We start from the raw sequence: 22,913 nt of genomic DNA, 5'->3' as shown, positions 1-22,913 counted from the left end.
GGACATGACGGCTCTATTAAGCGATTTTGCAAAGAATGGCTTAGTAACCAGCATGGTGGAAACAGGAATACAACAAAAACCGCTAAAATTTTTTTCTATTGATAGGATTTTATAGGATTTTATGCGGTTTTATAGGTTTGTAAGAACGGCTTGAACCGCCTCTTATTTTATGCCACCAACCAACAAATTTCTCCATCCAGCGCAAATAAAATCACCGCCCTCATCACCTTCCTTGTGGCATGGTTTGTGGCGTATAAGAACCCCAGTGTGTTAGAAATCATCGAGAGCATCGGCGGCCCCATTTTAGCCATCATCCTCTACTTGATGCCCCTTTATGCCATCTATAAATTCCCCCAACTGCATAAATATAAAAACCTATGGCAAAACCTCCTTATCCTGTGTTTTGGTTTAATCACCATTTCCACCGCCGTTTACAGATTATTTTAGGGGGTTTAGGAGGTGTGTGCAAATACAGATAGGTTTTGCTAAAATCCAATATTTCGTGATTTAAAAAGGCCGTTGCATGCACTACAATCCGCAATTCTTAGACAACTTACACATTCTAAATGTGCAATGTCCCAAGAGCTGGTTTCGTTGCATAATTGTGGGGTGATGCGCAACCATAACATCACGGGCATTACAGGTACTTCTTACTTGCCCCTTGCTTATGGGGATAGGCTCAATGTAAAGATGAAACACTTATTCAAACAATACGCTTGCTTTAGCCACCCCTTTTAAGCGGACTATTTACTTACGCAATAATCTATAGTATTTGCAGTATTTTGAGGATGTCAATAAACGCACTGCAAAATTTATATGGGAAAATGCCTTATTGACACTTGGTTATGTTCTTTGTCTGCACTTGGAGTGCTGTAAAATAAAGCTTCTTTATTTTGCCTAGGGATTGGGAAGGTAGTGGACTACCCCCGAGAGGAGGCAAGTGAGAAGACTAGTGATCGCTTTAGCATTAGCGATGCTTGTGCAGAACGATTGCTTTAGACTATTTTCCAAGCACCTAGTGCTTGTCTTGCCAAATGGTGGGGGATAACGCCATGGATGTTGTGGTCTTACTTAAACTTCTTTAACTTACCTCTCAACAAAAGGATAAATCCTAAGCCCAAGAGAGTTTAAAGGACTTTGATGCCTAAAGTGTTTACAGATTTAAAGTGGCAGACCTTTGAACTATAAAAGAATCGCACATCCACTATCTAAACGATGTTTTGCACGAGAGGGGCTTGAAGCGTTTAATGGGGCTTTAGAGGATGTTGCCCAATCCAAGGTGGGGTGTAGAGTCACTACCTTAAGCGGGGAGTTTTGCTTTTAGAGGCAGACACTTAAGAAGTTGGGCTTCATTGTAAGTGTCTTTGGTGTCCTTTTCTAAATTGTCTAAAACACTCTTAATACTGTCTTGTACCGTGTCTAGCTTTTGTAGCTCATTTTGTAGCTTTTGCGTGGTGGTGTTTAAAATCTCTTTTAACACCTTTTGTGCTTTAGGGCTGGAGTTGTGGCTTGGGCCATAAACGCCAAAATGTGCCATTTCCATCGGTGTGAATGGCGCACAGGGCGACCTCTTGGGTGGATTGCTTGTTGTTTATAAAAGCATCCATCAGGGCACCATAAGCGTTGAAGATTTTCCCCTCTCCAAAGGCTTTTCTACAAATTCTTTGACATGGATATCTCTGCGCCCTAAAGCACGCCCCTACCAAACTCTTCTCCCGCAGCTTGTTGTTCTTGGCTTAGGCTGTTGTTCAGGATGTTTTCGGTGCTTTGGCAATTGCTAGTGAAGAAATTTATTCTGCCCCCATTTTAAAACTAAAAACTCTTGAAAAGCCCGTGTTCTTTACAGCGTTTTTTTGCTACAATCGCGCTTATGTTAAAACACCTCATCAGCACACAGGATTTAGACGATACGCGGGTTTTATCTCTGCTAGATAGAGCAGGTGCGTTTGCAGATGGTTTTCAAGCCCCGAATTTGCACCAGAGGAGTGTAACCGCCCTCTTTTTTGAGCACTCCACCCGCACGGTGGCGAGCTTTCAAACCGCCACAGCCCGCCTAAACGCCCACTTCAACGCCTTTAGCGTGCAAACCAGCTCTGCCAAAAAGGGCGAAACTCTGCTAGACACGCTTTACAACTTGCAGGCAATGGGGATCGATTTATTTGTGATCCGCCACCACCACTCAAGTGCTCTGCCCTACTTAGCCAAGCACCTAGAAACCCCCCTAATCAATGCGGGTAGTGGAGCGTTTGCCCACCCAACGCAGGCTCTCCTAGACTTACTCACTCTACATAGGCATTTTAAAGGGCAACTTAAGGGCAAAACCATCGCCTTTGTGGGCGACATTAAAAACTCAAGGGTGGCTAACAGCAATTTACAACTTCTACCTAGATTTGGGCTAAAGCCCCTTTTAGTCGCCCCCCCGCATTTCTTGCCTAAGACTTCCTTTGAGTACACCCACGATTTGCAAGAAGCCCTAGAGGTGGCGGATATTGTGATGAGCCTACGCACACAAACCGAAAGGCATTCCCTGCAAACTTACGGCTCTTTACAGGACTACGCCTATAAATATTGCCTCAAGGCGGACATGCTCAAAAAAGAAGTCGTGGTGTTGCACCCTGGCCCCGTGCATCGAAACATTGACATAGAGGACAAACTTTTAAGCGATCCGCGCTGTCAAATCCTAGAGCAGGTGAAACTCGGCGTGGCAATGCGGATGGCTTTGATAGAAGCTCTATTAAGTCAAAGCCTTTAAGAGTTTGCTAAAAGCGTCCTCAAAGGCTTTAAGTCCCGGCAATAAAAGAGAATGTCTGCCCGGGTTATAACCTGAGTTTGGCCGCGTTTTTTCTAAGTCCAAGCCCAAATCTTGCATGGTTTCTTTGATGTGCTTGATGGAGGTTGTGGGCGCGCTGGGGGTTTCGTGGTAGGCTTTTAGAGCCTCTAGGGGAGCGGTGGTGATGCTGTGCTCGAGTTTTAGGGCTTGTAGATAATAGTCTTTTGGCAGGCTTGGATCTTTGGTGCCCACACTGGCAAAGAGGGGATACACACGGCTTGCTCCCACGCCCTGCACGCTGTGGTAGCACTCTAGGGCGTTGGCGATGCCAAATTGGTTTAAAAGCGTGGCTTGGGTGCTTTGGCTTAGACGGTTGTTTTTGTCTTGTAAAAGCCGGTTAGCTAAGGTGTCTAGCCTAGAGACAAAGATGCTCACCACACCCATGGGAGCTTTTTTAAGCGCAAGGGCGCAATCCCCAGCGCGCTTAGGATCAAAGACTAAAGTTGCATTCAGCGGGATGTTCTTGTCCTTGGCTAAATGCTCCATGGTCTCTAGCCCTGCCTGGGTGGCGGGGACTTTGATCATGGCATTTGGCATGCCAATGCGCCCAAACAATGCCCGCGCTTCCGCCACGCTTGCCCCCACATTGTCGGCTAAAAAGGGGTCAATCTCTAGACTGATGTAGCCCGTGGCTTTGTTTTTCTCCCAAAGGGGCAGTAAAATTTGAGCGCACCTTTTGATGTCAGCGATGACTAAATGCTCGTAAATGTCCTTCGCCCCCATTTTGGTGTTTTTAAGCTCTGCAATTTGTGCTTGATACGCTTTAGACTCCAAAGCCTTGGCAAAAATGGCGGGGTTGGAGGTCGCCCCCGCAATTTGCCCTTTTTTTAAAAGGGTTTGAAACCCCTCTTCTAAAAAATCCCGCTCAATGAAGTCGCACCATAAATAAAAATCCTTCATGCCTTGTCCTTATAAAATGCTTGCACCACTTGACAATCGTCAAAAGGGTGCAGGGTGGAGCCGATGATTTGCATATTCTCATCCCCCTTGCCTAGGATGAGTAAAATCTCATCTGTTTGTAATTCGCTTAGGGCACGCTCGATGGCCCTTTGGCGATTCGCCTCCACCACCACGCTAGAGCGTTTGTTTTCAGCAATCCCCCCCAGGATGTCCTTGATGATGTCTAGAGGGTCTTCGTGCCTTGGGTTGTCGCTAGTGATGTAGGTTTTAAGGGCATGCGTTACTGCTACCTGTCCCATTAAAGGGCGTTTGCTTTTATCCCGATTGCCCCCTGCGCCAAAGACAACTTTCACTTTCTGCCCACTAAAGCTATTAAAAATCTGCGTGAAGCCATCAGCAGTGTGGGCAAAATCCACCACTACAAGGGGGTTTGTGTGTGCCACCTCTAAACGCCCCTTCACGCCTAAGAAGTTTGGCACAAGGGCGCAAATGTCTTCTAGAGGTTTATCGGTGAGTAAGCGCACACAAAGCACAGCCCCTAGAAGGTTGTAAAGGTTATGTCGGCCGATAAGCGGGGAGTGCAGTAAAGAGTTTTCAGCCGGGGCTTTGGGGGTGAGTTTGAAGCTTAAATGGGCGCTTAAGCTGGGGTGTAGGCTGTAAGCGTCCGTGCTTAAATGGCTCTTGTGCTCTAAGCCATAGCCGTAAGCGTTAATGGGGTTGAAACGCACCATAGGGTCGTCTCGGTTGATGACTTTCAGTCCCTCGCCTTGAAAAAAGGAATTTTTCACGGCTTGGTAGGTTTTTAGGTCCTTGTGGTAGTCTAAATGGTCGCTGGTGATATTTGTATGTACCCTTGCCCCAAACTCCAAACCTAAAATCCTCTCTTGGGCGATGGCGTGTGAGCTTGCCTCCATAATGAAATACGCCACACCTTCAGCCTGTGCTGTGGCTAGGTCCATATATAACTCTAATAGGGTCGGCGTGGTTAAGCCCTTTTCTTTGACGCGCTTATCGTTGATGAAAAACCCTCTTGTGCCAAGCAGGGCGCAAGAGTGCCCCAAATCTAGCAAGAGCGAATAAATGCAACTTGCAGTGGTGGTCTTGCCATTCGTGCCCGTAACCCCTACGATTTGAAGCGACAACTTTAAAAGCTTGTAGAGCTCTAGGGCGTGGATGGTGGGGGTGGTGGGCTCTTTGGCTAGGTACACTTGCACGAAGGGGGCGTTGCTTGGGGTTTGCACCAAAAGGGTGCAATTGTCTAACTCTCTTGTGTCCTCGCTTAAGTGGGTGAAGGAGCGGTTGTAGTGGGTGATGGGGTAAAAGTGTCTCATTTTTTGGCTTGCTTTTCTAGCTCTAGGGCTTTTTGTAAAATCGCGCTCACGCGCTCATCATACCACAAGAGCTCGCGCATGTTCTCAATGTAGGAGATGGACATTTCATAAAAGCCATTTTCTACAAGGCTCTCTAAGAACTCGTAAAAGTCCTCCTTCTTGTCAAAAATGACTTTTGTGCTGAACATTAAATCCTCAAAAACCTCTTTAAAGTCCCTACCCACACACATTTTTTTAAAGTCGGTGTATAAAATCCCCTCCAAACTTTCGGCTTTCAGCTGGTTTTCGGCACTAAAGGCCTGTGCCATTTTGCTCAGGCTATCGTCAAAAGACGCGATCAAATCTAAGATTTGGTGTTGGATACTGAGCTTATAACGGCGGGGCTGGGAGTCTAACAAACTTTGGTACAACTCATAGAAACTGTGCGCCTCTTTGGGGAAGTCTAGGGCAATGTCGCTTAGAAGCAAGCCGATTTTGGCGTGTGAATCCATCGGGTCTAAGAACAACGCCTGCCCGAATAAAAACCCAGCCCTTGGATACTCCTTGTGTAAAAACGCCTTGTAGCCCTGCGCGCAAAAGGTGCGCTTCTTAGGGTCATTTGTCATTCAAGGGGCTTAAGAAAACAACTCTTTATAGCGTTCAGGCGACATATGCACAACTTGCATGTCCGGGTGTATCTCCTCTTGCAAGCAACGCTCAATACCAAACTTTAGGGTATTTGCGCTAGATGCACAGCCCTTGCACGCCCCCACTAAATTCACATACACTTTTGCATCTTTAATGCCTAAGAGCACCACATTGCCCCCATCCCTTAAGAGCATGGGGCGGATTTTCTCTAGGGCTAACTCCACGGGTTTTTGTAATTCTTCATCGCTAAAAACCATAAAGCACCTCCAAAAGCTCTTATTATAACGCAATATACCCTAAACCTCGTTTATCACGCTAAAAGGCGACGTTAAGACTCAATTTAGGGGGATATTTGTGATTTTGGCTTGTAATTTTTTCTCAGTTTCGCTTAGGGGGTCGTGGCTTTCTAGCACCAAAGCGATCACACTGCAATCATCAAAGGTCTTTTCTTTCACCCGCCCTTCAAGCAAGGTTTCTAACGCCTTTTGTACGCCCTCTTGCATGCCCGGCACACGGGCGACATTCATGTAATCTTGCAGTAGGGGCACTAAAATGCGATCTTTGTTGTGGTAAAAGGACTCGCTAGCCCCATCGGACATCAGCGCAAAGCCCGTGAAATTCTTCTCGCTCAGTTTGCCCTTAAAGATTTTCATGCTAAAGGGAGCGTCTTTAGAAGTGGTGAAGGTGGTTTCATTGCCAAATTCGCCATTGTCTGGGTGGCTTGCCACCTTTAACTCCCGCCCCTTCAACACCCCACACACGCCATCACCTAGGTGCAACAATAAGAAGTCATCACCCCGCAACGCCACCGCCAGTAAGGTCGAAGCCAAGTCCTGCAAAGAGCACGTCTTGTTCTGGATGCTGTCATAAAGTTTTTGGAGATTGTCTTTGAGGGTGATTTTGGGGAGGGTGGTGGGGGTGATGGACTGATGCCACTCTTGGTTAAACTCTTGTGTGAGGACTTTTTCTTTGTGTAGGGTGTGTTCTAATTTGCTCTTGCACGCGTCTAGGGGGAGGTTGTTTAGGGGTCTTAAGTCCTTGGTCTGCCAAAGGCTTTGGGCTTGGAGCTTTTTTATGCCCTCGTGCAAGTGGGCACAACAAACCCCCAGTGCCTCTAGGTGTTCTTTTAGGGTTTTTTCTAGGACTTTTGTTTCCTCGCTAAAACTTTCTAGCTGTTTTTGGCGGGTGTGTAGGGTTTGCCACTCTTTGGCTTGGCTCTCTAGGGTGTTGGCATGCTCTAAAAAGCCCTTGGTTCTAGGGGCACTTAAAAATTCTTTAGTGGGGGTGGTGGGGGTGTTGAGTTTAGATTTTTCTAGGCTCTCATGCACATGGCTAAGGGGTTTTATGGCTTGAGGGGGTAGGCTTAAATTTAAACTTTGCAAATCGTGGTTAAGTTGTGTGCTGTCTTTAGCGTAGGTTTCATAAAGGGCAAAATCCTTTTGCAAGGTGGCTTTGGACAAGAGCAGATTTTGCACCCCTGAGAGCATGTAGGGGGGGCTTAGGGTTTCTATTTTTCTTTGCAGTCTGTCCAGCGTGTGCTTTAAATCCCCCTCCAAACTCAAGACATCGCCTTTTAGACTCTCAAAACGCCTTTTTAAGTGGGTGTATTCTTGTTCTTTAGTGCCCAGTTGCTCTAACAAGTCTTTTTTATAGTTTTGGGCGGTGGCGTTGCTGTTTTGGATATGCTTGGCGATTTCTTGTAAGTGTCCTTTAAATGTATCGTCATGGGTGGTTGTGAAAGTGTTAAACAAAGCATTAAGGTTGTCCTCATTCCACTTATCAAAATCCTTCTGTTTAACTATCCTTTCCACCTTGTCTAAAAACTCTTGGTAATCTTCACAACAACGAGTGATTTGTTGTTTTAGGGTGCGTTTGTGGGTTTTGAGCGTATTTTCAATCCGCTCTGTGCTGTAGCTTTTTAGGTCTTTGGTGGGCAGGTTTAAGGGTGCAAAATTCGCTCTAAACACATAGGCGTTTTTTAAGCGATCCACTTGCTCCTTAGCTTCTTCTTGGATGTCATCACCTCCAAGAAAGAGTTGTTTAGCCTTTTTACCTACATCCACAAGCTTATCAAGCCAGCCATCACCTCTCTCTTCGGCTTCTTTAAGACTCTTGTGGATTTTGTCTTTAATTTCTTTGTATTGTTTGCTAGGGGCATGTTTTTTTAATAATTCTGCTGTCTTTTCTGCACTAAACAGCGTAAAATCCGCTCCCCTAATCTCCGCTTTTAAGGTTTCTAGCCTGTCTTTGAGGGGGATGAATTGGAGTTGGTAAGCCTCGCCGCTAAACCCCCCTTGTAAATTCTTGATTTTCTCTGCCATGCCCTCTAGGGCGGTTTTGATGGTGTGTTGCACGCTTTCTTGGCGTTTTTCTTGATCTTGGCTAAAGCTCTCTTGCACGCTTTGCATGCCCTGCATTAAGGGTAAGCGGTGTGCTTCTTGCCACTTTAAAAGCCCCTGTGCTTCCTCTAAAAGGGCGTTGAAAATGCCATCAATGTCGCTTTTATCTCTTTGGAGTTTGTCTGTTTGTTGGACACAAAGCTCTTGCAAGGCTTGCAAAATGCGCTCTAAGAGTGTGGCGCTCATCTCTTTTTGGTTGGGCATGTTGAGGTAGGTTGCAAAGTCTTGGCTTAGCTCTTTTGCCACGACTTCTAAAGTTTTTGCCGCCCCTAAGTGGGAAAACTTCGCTGAGCCCGCCCCATCGGCTAAACCAATAAAAGCACCCCCGTCTGTGGTGCTGTAGGTGGTGGGTTTTGGAGGGTAAATTTTATCTTGGCATGGGGTGGGTGGGGTTTCTAGCGCATGCCCCCTGCCCTGCACGGCATGCCCGATGACGCACCATTTTGCCATTTAAACTTCCAATTCTTCCCATTCGTTTTTGGGGGGCAAAGCGACTTTTTGCCCGGGGCGAGATTGCGACACCACAGCGACGCTGGCCGCCAGCCATTTAAAAAACTCTTTAAAATTCAAGCCCTTGAGTTTAACGGGGGGATTCTTGGGCGAAAATTGCCCTAAAATGCCCGCATCGCCCCCCTCCACAATGATGGGAAAAATAGTGAGTCTTTTATTGTTTGCCATGTCGCTGGTGCGTTTGCAGGCACTGCTGATGTCGTCTGTGGGGGCGCCATCGGTGATGATGACCAGCCATGGTTGGAAGTATTCCGTGCCATTGTCTTTATACTCTTGCTTGCGTTCCTCTAGGCGGTCTAGGGCTTCATTCACCGCCTCGCCCATGGGCGTACCCCCATCGGCACTAAACCTAGGGGCGGATTCATCGCGGATGCTTTGGAAGTCTTGCACTAAACGCACCCCACAATCCCCAAAGGTTACAATGCACACATCGGCAGATTGTTTGGCAATGGGGTGGTCATTGACCGCTTGGTAAAACAAATCCACGCCTTGATTGACCTCGCTGATGGGTGCACCACTCATAGACCCGCTCGTGTCTAAGCAAAGGCACACGGGTACCCGCTTGGTGGGGTTGTCGGCTAAGTCGTTCTCGTATTCTGTGTCTAAATCACTCATAGTTATCCTTTCCTTAAAGTTGTTGGTGGAATTTATTCAAGGCATCGAGCCACTTGATTGGGGGGAGGCGTTTTTTAGGGGCAAAAAACTTACCCCCTTTTTGAAAGCTCTCGTAAAAATACTCTTGCAATTTGGGGCTGAGGCGTACCCATTGATCTCGTGCCTTTTCATTGGGTACAAAAGACATGTCCCCTCCCTTTAAGGGGTAGGCAAATGCCCCCTGCTTCATCGCCTCATCTCTGCCCAATCCCTTGTGGTTGTAAGGGTGCATGCCCAAAGTGAGGATCACAAACAACAAGCACGCGATGGCGTAGTATTCATCGCTCTTAGAACGCAAAACATCTTTCATGTGCTTGCCCAAATGCTCGGGGACGAGATAAGCCGGGTCAGCCACAGGGCAGGGGTATTTGTCCACTTGGTAGCTGTCGCAATCGATGAAAAACATCTCAGCGTTGGGGGTGAACATGAGATTATTGGGGTTGATGTCGCCGATTAAGATCCCCTTGTCATGCAGAGATTGGGCGGTTTTTAAAAAGCTCATGCACAGACGGACAAGGTCTTTTAAATTCCAATTAGGGATGTGTTGTTTGACATCTTTAGACCCCCCTAAGATGTGTTGCAAGGTCTTGCCCTCCGCTTTGGGCATTAAATACCCCACACATTCGCCTTGTTGGTTTTTGAGCAGACAAGTGGGCATGCACACCCATTGGTTGGTTTTGATCTTAGTGAGTAGGGCGATTTTTTGGGGAGTGAAGTCGGGTACGCCCCCGGTCTGTGTGCTCTTGTGCTGGTGTCCGTAGATTTTGGCGAGCATGGGCGTGTTGGTGGTGTAAATGATCCCCTCGCCTCCTTGCCCTAGCTCTTGGGTGAGTCTGACGCTGTGTTGCTTGCCATTGTGATCATAATAGACATCTTGCCCCTCTTGTGGGACTGCACTGATGTGTAATTTACCTTGAGAGGTGTGGGGGGTTTTGTGCTTGGGTTTGCTGATGTCCTCTTTGGCTTTAGCGATGTAAAACTCTAGGCGTTTTTTGCTGCTAGAGAGGAACAAGATGGTGCTTTGTTTAAAACGGGTGGCGATGTTGGCGAGGGTCTTGTTTTTGGTGAAAAACAGGTTTTTCGTGGCTCTGATGATTTCTGTGAGTTTGCCCGGCACGCTGACAACCTCCTTTTGGATAGAAAGATACCTATTGTATGCCTTTTGGTAACGGGCATCGTCTGCGCGTTGGTCGTTGATCCGTTCTAGGACATCTTCAGGGACCCCGATTTTCTTGTTGGTTTTTTGTAGGATTTCTTGGAGGTTGTCTTTGTAGATTTTCCAAAACGCCCCTTCTATCAATGCACTCTCATCGATCAAGAGCACATCGTGGCTTTGGATCAAGGTGGCTAAATCAGGGTCTTGCATACAACCAAACTCCTAAGCCCCTATCCCCTCTATCCGCCCCCGCCCCGTGAATGGGTGAATGGGTGAATGGGTGAATGGGTGAATGGGTGAGAGTAGCATAAAAAGGTAAATCAAAAGGGGCAAAAAGTTAATGGTTTTTTATGCTTAGCAAACTTTAGTCAAATCAAAACATAGAGAGCGTCAAAAGGCAATGGCTTTAAACACATTCTTTAAGCGTTTCTTAGAGATTTTTATATTAAAGTCCTACCCGTCAATGAAAGCTCCACATGAAATCTAAAACAAGCGGTTCTATCCAAAAGGCCTTTAAAGAGCTCCAAAGAGACAATGTCAAAATCACCCTAGCCATCGTGTTTGTTGTGGCGGCGGCGGGGTTAGCCCTTATCTTTAGCCACACGCCCACGCACTTAGCATTGCTAGCTTTGAGCGCAGTGGTGGGGGGGTATATGGCCATGAACATCGGGGCCAACGATGTCGCCAATAATGTCGGCCCGCTGGTGGGCTCACAGGCAATCACGCTGGGCATGGCGATTTTGATGGCGGCGCTGTGTGAGGTGTTGGGGGCGGTGTTGGCCGGCAGTGAAGTCGTGCAGAGCATTAAGGGCAAAATCATCGACCCCGAGCACATCCAAAACACCACGGTTTTTGTCGGAATGATGTTTTCGGCTCTGCTCTCAGGGGCAATTTGGCTGCATCTAGCCACAGCCATTGGTGCGCCCGTTTCTACCACACACTCCATTGTGGGTGGGGTGCTTGGAGCGGGGTTGGTGGCAGGGGGGGCTGGGGCTGTAGATTGGCAATTTTTGGGTGGGATTGTGGCTAGTTGGGTCATCTCGCCTGTGATGGGCGGGGGGATTGCCATGGGCCTTATGGTCTTGTTTAAGCAGAGTATCAGCGATCGAGAAGACAAGAAAAACGCCGCCCTAAAGGCGATGCCCCTAGTGGTGGGGGTGATGGGCTTGGCGTTTAGCTGGTATATGCTGGCAAAGGTTCTACGCACGCCGCTAGGCTTGGTTAACGAATTTCTCTTAAGCGTGGGGGTGGGGCTGCTCGCCTACAGCACCTTTAGCGGCTATGTGGCTTCTAAGATCAACAGCCTAGAAAACACGAAAGAGAGCGTGCACACACTCTTTACTCTGCCCTTGGTCTTTAGTGCCGCTTTGCTGAGCTTTGCGCACGGGGCTAATGATGTAGCCAATGCCGTGGGACCCCTAGCGGCGATTGTGCAGAGTTTGCAAGAGTGGGGACACCACGCCATCCCCACAAAAGCCTATGCGCCCTTGTGGATCATGCTGGTTGGGGGGCTTGGCATTGCCACGGGACTTAGTTTATATGGTCCAAGGCTCATTAAAACCGTGGGCAGTGAAATCACGGAGCTAGACAAAATGCAAGCCTTTTGCATCGCGATGGCAACGGTGATCACGGTGCTACTCGCCTCAAAGCTTGGTTTACCCGTGAGCTCCACGCACATCACCATCGGGGCGGTCTTTGGAGTGGGCTTTTTGCGCGAGTTCTTGCAAAAACGGCTCTTTGAGATGAAGCAAATGATTTTAGACGCGCACCACGGCGAAGATGCGAGTGTCATCAAGAACTTCTTGGATCGCTTTGAAAAGGCCAACCCCAAGCAGAAAAAAGAAATGCTCGCCTACCTCAAAACCCTACAAAAAGAAAACAACACTTTAGAATACACAGTGGGTTTGAGTAAAAAGGAGCGCAAAGGCTTAAAAAAGGCCTACAAAAGCGAGTTGCTTAAACGCTCGGTGATCAAAAAGATCATCACCGCATGGCTCATCACCGTGCCCATTTCCGCCCTACTTGGGGCCTTAGGATACTATTTAATAGACACTTTCAACATTGTTAAGAGACTCTAGGCTTGTTATCCGTTAATTATTCTTTGTAGAATAGACTATAAAATAGGGTGTTTTAGGCTAATTTTAAGGAGAGTTGTTGGAAGTTTACGAGTCGCTGATAATGTGCACTTTCGCCCTTCTTTTGGTGTTGTGCAACGCTTTTTTCGTACTCTCTGAATTTGCTATTGTCAAGGTCAGGCGCTCCAAACTAGAGGAGCTGAGCCTGCATAACAACCCCAACGCCACCCTTGCCCTGAAGATCAATGCTTCGGTGAACACCTACTTAAGTGCCACGCAGCTAGGTGTAACTTTGGCTTCCTTGGGGCTTGGCTGGCTGGGCGAGCCCGCCCTAGCGCATTTGATCACACTCATGCTGCATAAATGGGTGCATTTCTCTGCCCTGCACACCATTGTGCACGCCCTAAGCGTGGTGCTCGCCTTTTGCTGCATCACTTTATTGCATGTGATCTTGGGCGAGATTGTGCCTAAATCGATCGCCATCGTGCGCGCCGAGAGCGTGGTTTTGTGGGTGGCACGGCCCTTGCACGCCTTTTGGATGCTCTCTTATCCCATTGTTAATCTCTTTGACTTCTTGGCGCGCTTGGTGCTCAAGCTCTTTGGCATTGAGCCGCAAAAGGACAGTGCGCACTCAGAAGAGGAGATCAAGATCATTGTGGGGGAGAGTTTAAAAGGCGGGGTGATCGACTATGTGGAGGAGGAGCTGATTAAAAATGCCGTGGATTTCTCCGACACGAGTGCCAAAGAGATCATGACCCCGCGTAACGACATGGTGTGCTTAGACATTAAACAGACCCACGAGCAGCATTTGCAAACGATTTTAAAGCACCCCTTCACCCGCTACCCTTGTTGCGATGGGCATAAGGACAACATTTTGGGTATGGTGCACATCAAAGACATTTTATCTGCCCCTGTTTTAGAGCGCAAAGAACCCAATTTAAAGCACCTACTACAAGAGGTGTTGATTGTGCCCGAGAGCGCGTCCATTTCGCAAATTTTAATTAAAATGAACCAACAGCAAAGGCGCATGGCGTTGGTGGTGGATGAATACGGAGGGACTTCGGGAGTTTTAACGATGGATGATATTTTTGAGGAAATCATGGGGGATATTTTTGAGGGGCAAAATGAGAATAAGGAGGGGATTAAGAAAATCGATGAATACACCTTTGAGTGTGATGGACGAGTGGATTTAGAGAGTGTGGAGGAACTCTTGGGTTTTCGATTTGAGCATGACTATGAGCAGGTGACCTTGGGGGGGTATGTTTTTAGCTTGCTAGAAAGGTTGCCGGAGGTGGGCGATGTGGTGGGCGATGAGCGGTGCATTTTTGAGGTGCTAGACATGGATAAGGCGCGGATTCGCAAACTCAAGCTCGTGAAAAAGGATTTATGATGCACAATAATCGGTTTGGGGTGTTGGTGGGGCTGCTTAGCGGCGTGTTGGCAGCACAAACAGAGTTAAGCCCTTTGCAAATAGAAGCTAAAAACTCTACAAATTTAAGCACGCTGCAGATGGATAAGCCCACTAAGGTTACGCTCAAGCAGGCGTGGGGCATGGTACTGGCCAATTACGATGGCATCAAGGCCCAGGACTACGCCGAGAAGAAGGCTAAAAAATTAAGCACGGCGGCTAAGCTCTCTTTCTTACCCGAAATTGATTTAAGTGCCTTTTATGTGCACCTAGGCAAGCCCATCACTATTTCGCCACTAAATAGCCAGAATAAAGTCCAATTGCAAAATTTTGCCAATGGCATGGAGCACTTCTTAGGCCAGCCCGCCCTAGCACAAATGGGAGGTATGGCGGTGGCACAAGGGATCGGGGGGATGGTTAACACCTTAAGCCAACCCTTCTTGTTCTCCAAACAAAACATTGTGATGGGGGCTTTGAGCATCATTTATCCGCTGTATATGGGCGGAGAGCGCTTTTATATGACAAAGCTCGCCTCTTTGGCGCATAAGGAGTCGATGGAGGTGTCCCGCCTTAAAAGGCTCTCCACCTTTCAAGAGCTGGTGAAGATTTACTATGGCTTGGTACTGAACATGGAGGTGGATGAGGTGCTTAAAGATGTGCAAGCGGGGCATTTGAAGCACTACCAAAACGCCCTAAAACGCCTAAAGGCTGGGCAAATTGCCAAAGTGGAGGCTCTAAGCGCACAAGTGGCGTATGAAAAGAGCAAGACCAAGTCCATGCAAGCAGACGATGCGCTGGAGGTTGCGACTTTGGCGTTCAATACCATTTTGAGCAGCCAAAACATCCCTGTATCAAGAGCCCACTTCGCCCCCACGGCGCATTTAAACATCCGCCCCAAAGCCCTGCCCAGTTTAGCCTTTTTTGAGCAAGAAACTCTAAGCTCTTATCCCGTGCTAAGAAGTCTCGCCATCAAACAGCAGAGCGCAAGACAGATGACAAAATTACAAGTGGCGAAGTTTCTCCCCCATTTTAATTTCTTTGGGGCCTACTTGATGAAACAGAATAACTCCACCATGCTCAACATGATCCCCGAGTGGTTCGTGGGCGTGGGCGCAAGACTGCCTATTTTAACCCCTCACGGGCGTATCATGCACTACCAAGCCGCCAAGATTGATGAGCTGCAAGCCTCCGCCCTGCAAAGCCAAGCCAAGAAAGACATGGAACTCTTGGTACATAAAACCTACCTGCAATGCCAAGCCTTGCTGAAGGAATATAAAAGTTTGGATGCGAGTGTGGAGCTAGCCAAAGAAAACTTGAAATTGCAAGAAGAGGCATTTAATCAGGGCATGGCGACCAATGCGATGGTGGTGGATGCGCGCAACTCGTTGGCGGGCATTTTGGTGGAGCAAAAGACCCACGCCTATAAGTACATCAGCGCGTTGGTGGATTTGATGGTGCTTAGCGGGCATACAGACCTATTTTACGATTTTGTTTACTAAGGAAATGGAGTGAAGACGACAAAGACCCCGATCATCCTGGCCGCTTTGGCGGCAGTGGGGATTTTAATTTGGCTCGGACAGGTGTATTACAGCACTTACAACCACAAACAGCAACGCCTGCAAGGCTTCATAGAAGCTAGGGAGTACAGCGTGAGCTCCAAGCTTGCCGGGCGGGTGGAGAGTGTGCTTGTCAACAAGGGCGATTACATCAAAAAAGGAGATTTAGTCTTTACGATCGATAGCCCTGAAGCGGAGGCAAAACTACTACAAGCCAGCTCTAGCCACAAAGCCGCCAAAGCCTTGAGCAATGAAGTGCTAAGGGGTAGCCGCAGCCAAACCATTAAAAGCGCAAAAGATGTCTACCAAGCCGCCAAAGCGCAAAGCGATTTAGCCGAAGAAACCTATAAACGAATCCAAAGCCTTTATGATAAGGGCGTGGCGAGTCTACAAAAGCGCGATGAGGCCTACGCGGCCTTTCAAAGCGCGACCTTTAAGAAAAACGCCGCTTATGAGCAATACCAGCTCGCCCTAGAGGGCGCGTCCAATGAGAGCAAGATCGCCGCTAAAGAGAAAGAGCAGGCCGCTTTAGGGCAGCTCAACGAAGTGCAGGCATTTTTAAGAGACAAAAAGGCCTACAGCCCCATCGATGGGGAGGTGAGCAATGTACTACTTTATGGCGGGGAACTTAGTCCTAAGGGCTTTCCTGTGGTACTGGTTACAGATACTGCGCATGCATGGCTAGATTTGAGTGTACCTGAGAAGTATTTGAGCCGCTTTAAAAAGGGGGCTAGCTTTACGGGCTATATTCCCGCCTTAAAAGAGAGTGTGGAGTTTAAAGTTACGCATATTGCGGTGATGGGCGATTTTGCAACTTGGAAAAGCACGAACAGCAGCCAAAGCTACGATATGAAAAGCTTTAGCATCGAAGCCACGCCCCTAAAGGACATGCAAGCTCTAAGGGTCGGCATGAGTGTGTTGGTGGACATCCCTAGCGATTAAGATGTGGGCGAAGTTTTTTCAATCACGCTTTGCGGTGGCGGTGTGCGTAGCTCCACTTTTTTTTGGGCTAGTTATGATTGCCTTGTTTTACCGGCAAATTCCCACGAGACTTGATATCGGGGTGGTGGATTTAGATAATAGCCACTTGAGCCATGAAATGGTGCGCTCCCTCAATGCCAATAGTGCCCTTAAAGTAGCGCATTTTTACAGCAATTTGGACCAGGCCAAACCCTTTTTGGCTTCTAAGAAAATCTATGGAGTGGTGGTGGTGCCTAAGAATTTAGAGCGGCAGGTCAAACTAGGCGTGCAGACCCCCATAGCTTTGTATTATAACGCCACCTATGTACTGGTGGGCAAGACCCTCTTGAACGCCTTTTTATATACCCTCTCCACCTTAGAAATTAAGCAAGATGTTGCCACGAATTTAAAGTTGCACAGTGATTTAAAGATTGCCAAAGCCCTAGCCTTTCCCGTGTATGTGGACTTACATGCTCTGTTTAACGAGCACAACAACTATGCCCAGTTTTTGCTCATGGCAATCTTGCCCTGCATGTGGCAAATCTTAGCGGCGTTGGGGATGTTTAACTTCGTGCAGGTGTGCCAAAATTCCCGTGAAGTGTGGAGGGCTTTAGGCCTAAACACGCTCATTTTTAGCGCATGGGGGGCGTTGATGCTCTTTTACTTAAAGCCCTACAATGCCCATTGGGGGCTGTTGTTACTTTCTTGTGTGCTCTTGGTGGTGGCGATCTCTAGCGTAGTGCTTTTCTTTTACACCACTATCCAAGACCCCTTCCGCACCGCTTCTTTCATCGCTCTATACACCGCCCCCTCCTTTGCCTTTGTAGGGGTTACCTACCCCACAGACAACATGCCAGCCCTTGCGCAGTTTTGGAGCGCGCTCTTGCCCGCCACCTATTTCATCAAAACCAGCATCGCCCTAGACTACTACCAAGCGGATCTCAAATTGGCTTTGGGCTCTCTGTCTCATTTGGCCTTTTTTATGCTCTTTTTGCCAGTGGGTTTATTGATTTTTGACAAAAGGTTTTGCCGTGTTTAGGGCCATAGCCGTAGAGTTTAGGCAAATTTTTAGTCATTTGGGTGTGTTAGTGGTGGTGATTGGTGGACCACTCTTTTACGCTTTTCTCTACCCTCTGCCCTACAAAAACGACATTGTTACGGCCCAAAAAATCGCCCTAGTGGATCAAGACCACAGCCACCTATCTCGCCAACTCACTAAAATGCTCGAGGCATCCCAAGAGGTCAAAATCGCCTCCTATCCAAGCTCCATGCAAGAAGCCAAGAAACTCTTAGAAGAAGAAAAGATTTTTGGGATCGTACTGATCCCTAGGTTTTTTGAGCGGCATGTCTACACCAGCGTCCCCGCAAAAATCGAGCTGTACGCCAACGCCAACTATTTTCTCATCTACAGCACCATCGGACACGCCACTGCCAAGACCGTGCAAGCCCTAAGCCAAAAGCTCAAAATCTACAAGGATTTATACTTAGGCGAGCATGCCACAGAGCACAACCTCTTTGATTTGCAAGACATCCCGCTTTACAACCCCTCCCTTGGTTATCTTAACTATGCCATTGCCCATGTTTTTATTTTCATCTTGCACCAAACGCTTTTGATCGGAGCGGGGGGGATCACTTGCGCCAACCCTAGGCGCTTTCAGGGCTTTGTTGAAGCGCTACAAACTTGTTTAGTGCGTGCGTTGTGCTTCACTTTAATTTACACTTTCCATTTATTGCTCTATTTTGGGGTGCTCTTTCCCTACTATGGCGTGCACATCCACGCTCACCCCACGGAATTGCTCCTTTGTGGTTTGGTCTTTCTCTTTGCTGTCTCAAGCTTTGGGGTGCTCATGGGGGCGTTTGCCAGCAAACCCGCCCACATTACACAAATCGTTCTAGTCGCCTCCCTACCCCTCGTGTTTATGATGGGCTTTATTTGGCCATCTGAACTGATGCCTGCCTTCTTGCGCCTGCCTTTACAGCTCATCCCAGCCACACATGGCATCTCTGCCCTTGTGATGCTCAACCAGTTTGCTGCCCCCATTAGTGCGGTGCTTTATGATCTATGCGCTTTGGTTGTTTTGGCAGTGGGGAGTTTGTTGATCGGGGCATGGCGGATGCAGAGGCGAGATTTTGCTACAATGCGTAGCCAAACGAAATCAAAGGAGGTCTAATGTATAGGCGTGTTGCTTTAACCTTAGTCAGTGTATTGCTTTTGGGGGCGTGCAACTCAGGGCCCAAACAAGCGGTCTTTTTACAAAACATGCCCAACTGGATGGTGCAAGACATGAGTGGGTACACCACGCAGGGAATTGACAGCTCCCATGTCATTGATGGACAAACCGCCCGATCGGAAGGCATTGCTAGAGAGCGTGCCCGCTTTAGGGTAGCGATCCACATCGCTAATAAACTCAAGGAAACCTACACTGTCAGCCAAAATGCCCACCAAAAACCCTACGATGATGCGATTTTTAACCAAATCATCCAAGCCATCTCTAGCAGTCTAGGGCATGGCGTGCAGCTGGGCGAGTACATCAACCCCAATAACGAAGAGGTCTTCATGCTGGTACAGGTGAACAGCTACGACCCTGCTAAATTGCGGACATCCTTAGAGAACATCAAAGCCCTGGCTCCAGAAACGATCCAACAAATCACACTGGGGATAAAAAAGATTTTTGATGAAGTGCTTTTAGAGAACGCTACAAAAAACCACCACGACTTCACAAAAGACCGCGGGGGGCGTTAATGCCTAAGGGGCTTGTAAAGCACCTAAGAGGTATTTTAAAAAGGTATCTTTGCAAAAAGCCCCCAAAGGGAGCACGAAGTAGAAGGGTTATTTCACCTTTTCTAGGTATTCACCTGTTTGGGTGTTGACCCGAATGACTTCACCCTCAAGTACATGAAAGGGCACTTGCACCACTGCGCCGGTTTCAAGCGTGGCGGGTTTTTTGCTTGCGCTAGAAGTGTCGCCCTTGAAGTTGGGGGGGGTCTGTGTGATCTTCAGCTCCACCACTTGGGCAACCTCTACAGAAATTGCCTTTTCATTATGGAAGAGCACCTGCACTTGAGAGCCATCGAGCATCCACTTGGGCGCATCGCCTACTTGATCCTCGCTTAGGGCGATTTGCTCGTAGGTTTCCGTGTCCATGAACTGGTAGCTGCTTCCATCAAAATAGAGAAATTGCATGGGTTTTTGCAATAAGTTGGGCTCATCGCATTTGTCGCCCGCGTGGAAGGTCTTTTCGATCACCTTGCCATCTAAAAACGACTTGATTTTCGCCCGCACAAAGGCCGCACCCTTACCGGGTTTGACATGTTGGTATTCCACGATGCGGTAAGGCACGCCTTGTATTTCAATCTTCAAATTCTTTTTTAACTCGCCCATGCCAATGGCCATCTAATTCCTTTAATCCTTAAATTTTACCCGCACTGCCAAGCACATGCATGCGCTCCACAATGACGGCTTTCACTGCCTCCATGCCGGGGGTGAAATACTTGCGCAAATCAAACTCGCTGGGGTTTTCTTGCGCCATTTTACGCACTTGGCCGATGAAGGCGAGGCGCAAATCGGTGTCGATGTTGATTTTATTGATCCCGCCCTTGATGGACTGCTCGATGAAGTCAAAGGGTACACCCTTGCCCCCCTTTAAGTCTCCGCCCGTGCTCAAAAAGATTTGACGCACACTCTCAGGGATCGAGCTTGCTCCGTGTAAGACTAGGGGGATGTTGGTGCGCTTTTTCACCTCCACAAGCCGTTCAAAGTCTAGCTTGGGCTCGCCCTTGAACTTAAACGCCCCGTGGCTCGTGCCGATCGCAGGGGCTAAGTAATCTACTTGGCTGACCTTCACAAACTCCTCAGCCTCATTAGGATTAACCAACACCGCATCTTTCTCATCTACAGAGATATGATCCTCAATGCCCATCAAACGCCCCAACTCAGCCTCCACGCTCACCCCCTTAGAGTGGGCGTAATCCACAACCTCTTTAGTGAGCTGTAAATTCTCTTTATAGGGGTGATGTGAGGCATCGATCATCACGGAGGTAAAGCCCGCATCCACCGCCCTTTTGCAACTCTCAAAGCTGCTGCCATGGTCTAAATGCAAAGCCACGGGGATTCTTGAGTGGCGCTTGCTCATGGTGTAGACCATGCTAAGCACCATGTCGATGCCCAAATATTTGATTGCCCCCTCGCTGGCCTGCACGATTAAGGGCGATTGGGCCATCTCAGCCGCCTCAAAGATCGCATGCAACATCTCAAAATTAACAAAGTTAAACGCTCCAACGCCATAGCCCTCTTGGTGCGCTTTGTTTAAAATCTCAATGCCCGTGACTAGCATATAAACCCTTTAATCTTTGCTGATGTTGATTTGCACATGTTTGCGCAATTTTTCTAGTTCCCCTTTGACATACTCTTGGAATTGGTGTTCTTTTAAGATGCCAATGATGGTTTGGCGGGCTTTTTCATAGCTGGGGGTTTTTGGTTCGTTTTTGCTGATCAAGTAGATCACATGGTAGCCATATTCGGTTTTGACAGGGGTTTTTGTGTAAGTGCCAGGTTTAAGTACGAAGACAGCGTTAGAGAACTCGGGGGCCATTTGGTTTTTTTGGAATTTACCTAAATCCCCGCCATTCTTGCTGTTCTTGGTGTTTGGGTCGATGGATTCACGGTTAGCGATGTCGATAAACTCTTTTTCTACACGGGCTTTAGGGACTTTATTTAGTTCAGAGATGACCCGTTTAGCCTCTGCTTCGGTTTTCACCAAGATGTGGCGGGCGTGGGCCTCTTGTTGCACAAATTGCGCTTTATTGGCTTCGTAGTATTGTTTCAACTTGGCTTCGGGGATGTCCTCTTTGCCGATCACTTCGGCCTGGTGTTTTGCCCAAGTTTCCACAAGGAGTTGTTTTTTATAACTCTCCACCATTTTGGCAAATTCTGGGGTTTCGTCTAATTTCTCTCTCCTCGCTTCTCTTTCAATCAACAGGTTGTTGATGGCTTGTTCGATCAAGGCTTCTTTTTGTTCGGGTTTAAGTTTGTCAAAGTCAAAGTTGGGACTACGTTGTTTCAACACATCAAAATTGCTCTCTGTGATGTTCACCACTTCAGGTTTGGCGGCAACTTGTTTGTGTTTTCTGTGGTGTTTGCCCTTAGTAGGTGTGTCTTGTGGAGCGGGGAAGGTGACGGTGGCTAAAGTCTTTGCCCCGACCAAACCCACACCCAAAAACCCCATTACAACCAAACTCATGACGCTTTTCTTAACCATAAAACTCTCCAAAGTATTGTAGAATTGAAGCCTTGCATTGCAAAGGCATGAAAGAGTTATTCTATCATGCTAAACTTAAAATAAAAGTGGGCTATTCCACAAATCAGAAGGGAGTCAAATGGAGACACCGCTGCAAACCATCCACAAAAGTTGGAAAGACTTTTTAAGCTGGAAAATGCTGTTCTTAAACTTAGGTCCTGTGTTCTTAGGCGTGCTATTTTGGGGGGTGGTCTTGTTCTACTTTGGGGGCAATATGGTGCGCATCATCGAGGGCTTTTTGCCCACAAGCTGGGATCACTACGCCCACACCAACGGCCTCTTGCCCGCCATGTTCTTGCTGGCGATTAAGGTCTTTGCCTATGTGCTCTTGCTCTTAAGTGTGTTGATGTTAAGCCTGATTGGCAATCTCTTTGTGTCGCTCTTTTACACCCCCGTGGTGATCTGCTATTTACACAAACACGACTACACCAACCTACCCCTAGAAAACTTCGGGGATTTCATGGGCTGTATCCAGCATTTCTTAAAGCAACTCGCCTACTTGTGTATGTTCTTGGTGGTGTGCATCCCGCTGTACTTCATCCCTTTCATTGGAGTGTTCGTGTCGCTCATCCCGCATTACTTTTTCTTTAAAAACACACTCTCTTTTGACATCGGTAGCTCCATTTACAATCAAGAAACCTATCAAGAGGTGCTAAGAGAATACAAAATCCCCCACCACAAAATCGCCATCGTGGCTTATCTCTTCTCGCTCATCCCCATCTTTAACTTCTTTGCCACGCTCTTGCAGACCATCATCCTGGCGCGCTTCTTTTTAGACATTAAGGCTAAAAAAGCTAGTGTATCAGTTTAGCCAAGCCCCAGCCTAGAACCACACAAAGTAGCCCTAAGAGGTTGCTACCCACCACATAGGCGATCGCCTCGCTGAAGGCTTGTTTTTGTAGGAGTTTTAAAGTGTCTAGTCCAAAGGAAGAAAAGGTCGTAAAGCCCCCTAAAACCCCCGTGATAAAAAATACACTCATTTTATCGCCTAGGATAGACTTTGCCACTAAATGCCCTGCAAATCCGATCACAAAGCACCCAATTAAATTCACGCTAAAGGTGCCGACCGGAAAACTCTGCCAAATCCACAACTTCGTGGGTGCGATCTTGCCCACAAAATAGCGCAAACTCGCCCCCACAGCTCCGCCCAGTGCTGCCAATAAAAACATAAAATGCATACCAATCCTTTAAGTTTCTCACAATGTTAGCA

The 22,913-nt window shown here is 47.7% G+C and carries 22 protein-coding genes; 10 read left to right on the top strand and 12 right to left on the bottom strand.

Going from position 1 to position 22,913, the window contains the following annotated elements:
- Positions 1–150 precede the first annotated feature (150 nt).
- Complete coding sequence (locus AOG36_RS06985; protein ID WP_053825775.1) at positions 151–447, top strand: hypothetical protein; 297 nt, start codon at positions 151–153, stop codon at positions 445–447.
- An 853-nt stretch (positions 448–1,300) separates the two neighbouring features.
- On the opposite strand, the gene AOG36_RS06980 is transcribed toward AOG36_RS06985, so the two are convergent.
- Positions 1,301–1,537 (bottom strand): hypothetical protein, encoded by a 237-nt coding sequence (locus AOG36_RS06980; protein ID WP_053827346.1) that lies wholly within the window; start codon positions 1,535–1,537, stop codon positions 1,301–1,303.
- 333 nt (positions 1,538–1,870) lie between these two features.
- Between AOG36_RS06980 and AOG36_RS06975 the strand changes: the two genes are divergently transcribed.
- Positions 1,871–2,752, top strand: a complete 882-nt coding sequence (locus tag AOG36_RS06975; protein ID WP_053825809.1) for an aspartate carbamoyltransferase catalytic subunit — start codon at positions 1,871–1,873, stop codon at positions 2,750–2,752.
- Here the strand turns inward: AOG36_RS06975 and tal are convergent.
- The 7 genes from tal to AOG36_RS06940 form a co-directional block, all read right to left on the bottom strand.
- The gene (gene tal, locus AOG36_RS06970; protein WP_015106754.1) at positions 2,735–3,730 is read right to left on the bottom strand and encodes a transaldolase; all 996 of its coding nucleotides are present in this window, start codon (positions 3,728–3,730) and stop codon (positions 2,735–2,737) included. The genes AOG36_RS06975 and tal overlap by 18 nt on opposite strands.
- Positions 3,727–5,061 carry a UDP-N-acetylmuramoyl-L-alanyl-D-glutamate--2,6-diaminopimelate ligase gene (locus AOG36_RS06965; RefSeq protein ID WP_015106753.1) on the bottom strand — a complete coding sequence of 445 codons (1,335 nt, stop codon included), beginning with the start codon at positions 5,059–5,061 and terminating at the stop codon, positions 3,727–3,729. The genes tal and AOG36_RS06965 overlap by 4 nt, the downstream gene beginning before the upstream one ends.
- Positions 5,058–5,666: a hypothetical protein gene (locus AOG36_RS06960; protein ID WP_015106752.1), complete on the bottom strand. Its 609-nt coding sequence runs from the start codon at positions 5,664–5,666 to the stop codon at positions 5,058–5,060. The genes AOG36_RS06965 and AOG36_RS06960 overlap by 4 nt, the downstream gene beginning before the upstream one ends.
- Before the next feature lie 9 nt (positions 5,667–5,675).
- Positions 5,676–5,945: a NifU family protein gene (locus AOG36_RS06955; RefSeq protein ID WP_015106751.1), complete on the bottom strand. Its 270-nt coding sequence runs from the start codon at positions 5,943–5,945 to the stop codon at positions 5,676–5,678.
- 78 nt (positions 5,946–6,023) lie between these two features.
- Positions 6,024–8,537 carry a protein phosphatase 2C domain-containing protein gene (locus AOG36_RS06950; RefSeq protein WP_015106750.1) on the bottom strand — a complete coding sequence of 838 codons (2,514 nt, stop codon included), beginning with the start codon at positions 8,535–8,537 and terminating at the stop codon, positions 6,024–6,026.
- Entirely contained in the window at positions 8,538–9,212 is a 675-nt protein-coding gene (locus AOG36_RS06945; protein WP_015106749.1) for a vWA domain-containing protein, read from the bottom strand. It lies immediately after the preceding gene.
- A gap of 13 nt (positions 9,213–9,225) precedes the next feature.
- Positions 9,226–10,617 carry a hypothetical protein gene (locus AOG36_RS06940; RefSeq protein WP_015106748.1) on the bottom strand — a complete coding sequence of 464 codons (1,392 nt, stop codon included), beginning with the start codon at positions 10,615–10,617 and terminating at the stop codon, positions 9,226–9,228.
- Between the two features lie 266 nt (positions 10,618–10,883).
- On the opposite strand from AOG36_RS06940, the gene AOG36_RS06935 reads away from it, so the two are divergent.
- From AOG36_RS06935 to AOG36_RS06905, 7 genes are all read left to right on the top strand, one after another.
- Positions 10,884–12,485: an inorganic phosphate transporter gene (locus AOG36_RS06935; protein ID WP_015106747.1), complete on the top strand. Its 1,602-nt coding sequence runs from the start codon at positions 10,884–10,886 to the stop codon at positions 12,483–12,485.
- 100 nt (positions 12,486–12,585) lie between these two features.
- Entirely contained in the window at positions 12,586–13,872 is a 1,287-nt protein-coding gene (locus AOG36_RS06930; RefSeq protein WP_053825773.1) for a hemolysin family protein, read from the top strand.
- Positions 13,872–15,389: a TolC family protein gene (locus AOG36_RS06925; protein WP_015106745.1), complete on the top strand. Its 1,518-nt coding sequence runs from the start codon at positions 13,872–13,874 to the stop codon at positions 15,387–15,389. The genes AOG36_RS06930 and AOG36_RS06925 overlap by 1 nt, the downstream gene beginning before the upstream one ends.
- Before the next feature lie 54 nt (positions 15,390–15,443).
- Positions 15,444–16,388, top strand: coding sequence for an HlyD family secretion protein (locus AOG36_RS06920; RefSeq protein WP_370696103.1), 945 nt, complete (start codon positions 15,444–15,446; stop codon positions 16,386–16,388).
- A gap of 1 nt (position 16,389) precedes the next feature.
- Positions 16,390–17,445 carry an ABC transporter permease gene (locus AOG36_RS06915; protein ID WP_053825772.1) on the top strand — a complete coding sequence of 352 codons (1,056 nt, stop codon included), beginning with the start codon at positions 16,390–16,392 and terminating at the stop codon, positions 17,443–17,445.
- Entirely contained in the window at positions 17,438–18,577 is a 1,140-nt protein-coding gene (locus AOG36_RS06910) for an ABC transporter permease (RefSeq protein ID WP_015106742.1), read from the top strand. Before AOG36_RS06915 ends, AOG36_RS06910 begins: the two co-directional genes overlap by 8 nt.
- Positions 18,577–19,149, top strand: coding sequence for a hypothetical protein (locus AOG36_RS06905; RefSeq protein ID WP_015106741.1), 573 nt, complete (start codon positions 18,577–18,579; stop codon positions 19,147–19,149). Before AOG36_RS06910 ends, AOG36_RS06905 begins: the two co-directional genes overlap by 1 nt.
- A gap of 87 nt (positions 19,150–19,236) precedes the next feature.
- Here the strand turns inward: AOG36_RS06905 and efp are convergent, their stop codons facing one another.
- Genes efp through AOG36_RS06890 form a run of 3 tightly spaced genes read right to left on the bottom strand, consistent with a single transcriptional unit; the run spans position 19,237 to position 21,664 of the window.
- Positions 19,237–19,800, bottom strand: coding sequence for an elongation factor P (gene efp / locus AOG36_RS06900; RefSeq protein ID WP_015106740.1), 564 nt, complete (start codon positions 19,798–19,800; stop codon positions 19,237–19,239).
- Between the two features lie 16 nt (positions 19,801–19,816).
- On the bottom strand, positions 19,817–20,740 hold the full coding sequence (locus AOG36_RS06895; protein ID WP_015106739.1) for a class II fructose-bisphosphate aldolase: 924 nt from the start codon (positions 20,738–20,740) through the stop codon (positions 19,817–19,819).
- Between the two features lie 9 nt (positions 20,741–20,749).
- Positions 20,750–21,664 (bottom strand): peptidylprolyl isomerase, encoded by a 915-nt coding sequence (locus tag AOG36_RS06890; protein WP_053825771.1) that lies wholly within the window; start codon positions 21,662–21,664, stop codon positions 20,750–20,752.
- A 118-nt stretch (positions 21,665–21,782) separates the two neighbouring features.
- On the opposite strand from AOG36_RS06890, the gene AOG36_RS06885 reads away from it, so the two are divergent.
- Positions 21,783–22,514: an EI24 domain-containing protein gene (locus AOG36_RS06885; protein ID WP_015106737.1), complete on the top strand. Its 732-nt coding sequence runs from the start codon at positions 21,783–21,785 to the stop codon at positions 22,512–22,514.
- On the opposite strand, the gene crcB is transcribed toward AOG36_RS06885, so the two are convergent.
- A complete protein-coding gene (crcB, locus tag AOG36_RS06880) occupies positions 22,498–22,881 on the bottom strand; it encodes a fluoride efflux transporter CrcB (protein ID WP_015106734.1) in 384 nt (127 codons plus the stop codon). The genes AOG36_RS06885 and crcB overlap by 17 nt on opposite strands.
- Positions 22,882–22,913: the final 32 nt, after the last annotated feature.

It is taken from the genome of Helicobacter heilmannii (assembly GCF_001283065.1).
Lineage (GTDB): Bacteria > Campylobacterota > Campylobacteria > Campylobacterales > Helicobacteraceae > Helicobacter > Helicobacter heilmannii.
This window is presented reverse-complemented; position numbering and strand designations above follow the sequence as displayed.

What these genes read in the sequence shown, in the direction of transcription:
- AOG36_RS06980 (WP_053827346.1), bottom strand. Translation starts at nt 1,537, where the DNA reads ATGGCACATTTTGGCGTTTATGGCCCAAGCCACAACTCCAGCCCTAAA.
- AOG36_RS06975 (WP_053825809.1), top strand. Translation starts at nt 1,871, where the DNA reads ATGTTAAAACACCTCATCAGCACACAGGATTTAGACGATACGCGGGTT.
- tal (WP_015106754.1), bottom strand. Translation starts at nt 3,730, where the DNA reads ATGAAGGATTTTTATTTATGGTGCGACTTCATTGAGCGGGATTTTTTA.
- AOG36_RS06965 (WP_015106753.1), bottom strand. Translation starts at nt 5,061, where the DNA reads ATGAGACACTTTTACCCCATCACCCACTACAACCGCTCCTTCACCCAC.
- AOG36_RS06960 (WP_015106752.1), bottom strand. Translation starts at nt 5,666, where the DNA reads ATGACAAATGACCCTAAGAAGCGCACCTTTTGCGCGCAGGGCTACAAG.
- AOG36_RS06955 (WP_015106751.1), bottom strand. Translation starts at nt 5,945, where the DNA reads ATGGTTTTTAGCGATGAAGAATTACAAAAACCCGTGGAGTTAGCCCTA.
- AOG36_RS06950 (WP_015106750.1), bottom strand. Translation starts at nt 8,537, where the DNA reads ATGGCAAAATGGTGCGTCATCGGGCATGCCGTGCAGGGCAGGGGGCAT.
- AOG36_RS06945 (WP_015106749.1), bottom strand. Translation starts at nt 9,212, where the DNA reads ATGAGTGATTTAGACACAGAATACGAGAACGACTTAGCCGACAACCCC.
- AOG36_RS06940 (WP_015106748.1), bottom strand. Translation starts at nt 10,617, where the DNA reads ATGCAAGACCCTGATTTAGCCACCTTGATCCAAAGCCACGATGTGCTC.
- AOG36_RS06935 (WP_015106747.1), top strand. Translation starts at nt 10,884, where the DNA reads ATGAAATCTAAAACAAGCGGTTCTATCCAAAAGGCCTTTAAAGAGCTC.
- AOG36_RS06930 (WP_053825773.1), top strand. Translation starts at nt 12,586, where the DNA reads ATGTGCACTTTCGCCCTTCTTTTGGTGTTGTGCAACGCTTTTTTCGTA.
- AOG36_RS06925 (WP_015106745.1), top strand. Translation starts at nt 13,872, where the DNA reads ATGCACAATAATCGGTTTGGGGTGTTGGTGGGGCTGCTTAGCGGCGTG.
- AOG36_RS06915 (WP_053825772.1), top strand. Translation starts at nt 16,390, where the DNA reads ATGTGGGCGAAGTTTTTTCAATCACGCTTTGCGGTGGCGGTGTGCGTA.
- AOG36_RS06905 (WP_015106741.1), top strand. Translation starts at nt 18,577, where the DNA reads ATGTATAGGCGTGTTGCTTTAACCTTAGTCAGTGTATTGCTTTTGGGG.
- efp (WP_015106740.1), bottom strand. Translation starts at nt 19,800, where the DNA reads ATGGCCATTGGCATGGGCGAGTTAAAAAAGAATTTGAAGATTGAAATA.
- AOG36_RS06895 (WP_015106739.1), bottom strand. Translation starts at nt 20,740, where the DNA reads ATGCTAGTCACGGGCATTGAGATTTTAAACAAAGCGCACCAAGAGGGC.
- AOG36_RS06890 (WP_053825771.1), bottom strand. Translation starts at nt 21,664, where the DNA reads ATGGTTAAGAAAAGCGTCATGAGTTTGGTTGTAATGGGGTTTTTGGGT.
- AOG36_RS06885 (WP_015106737.1), top strand. Translation starts at nt 21,783, where the DNA reads ATGGAGACACCGCTGCAAACCATCCACAAAAGTTGGAAAGACTTTTTA.
- crcB (WP_015106734.1), bottom strand. Translation starts at nt 22,881, where the DNA reads ATGCATTTTATGTTTTTATTGGCAGCACTGGGCGGAGCTGTGGGGGCG.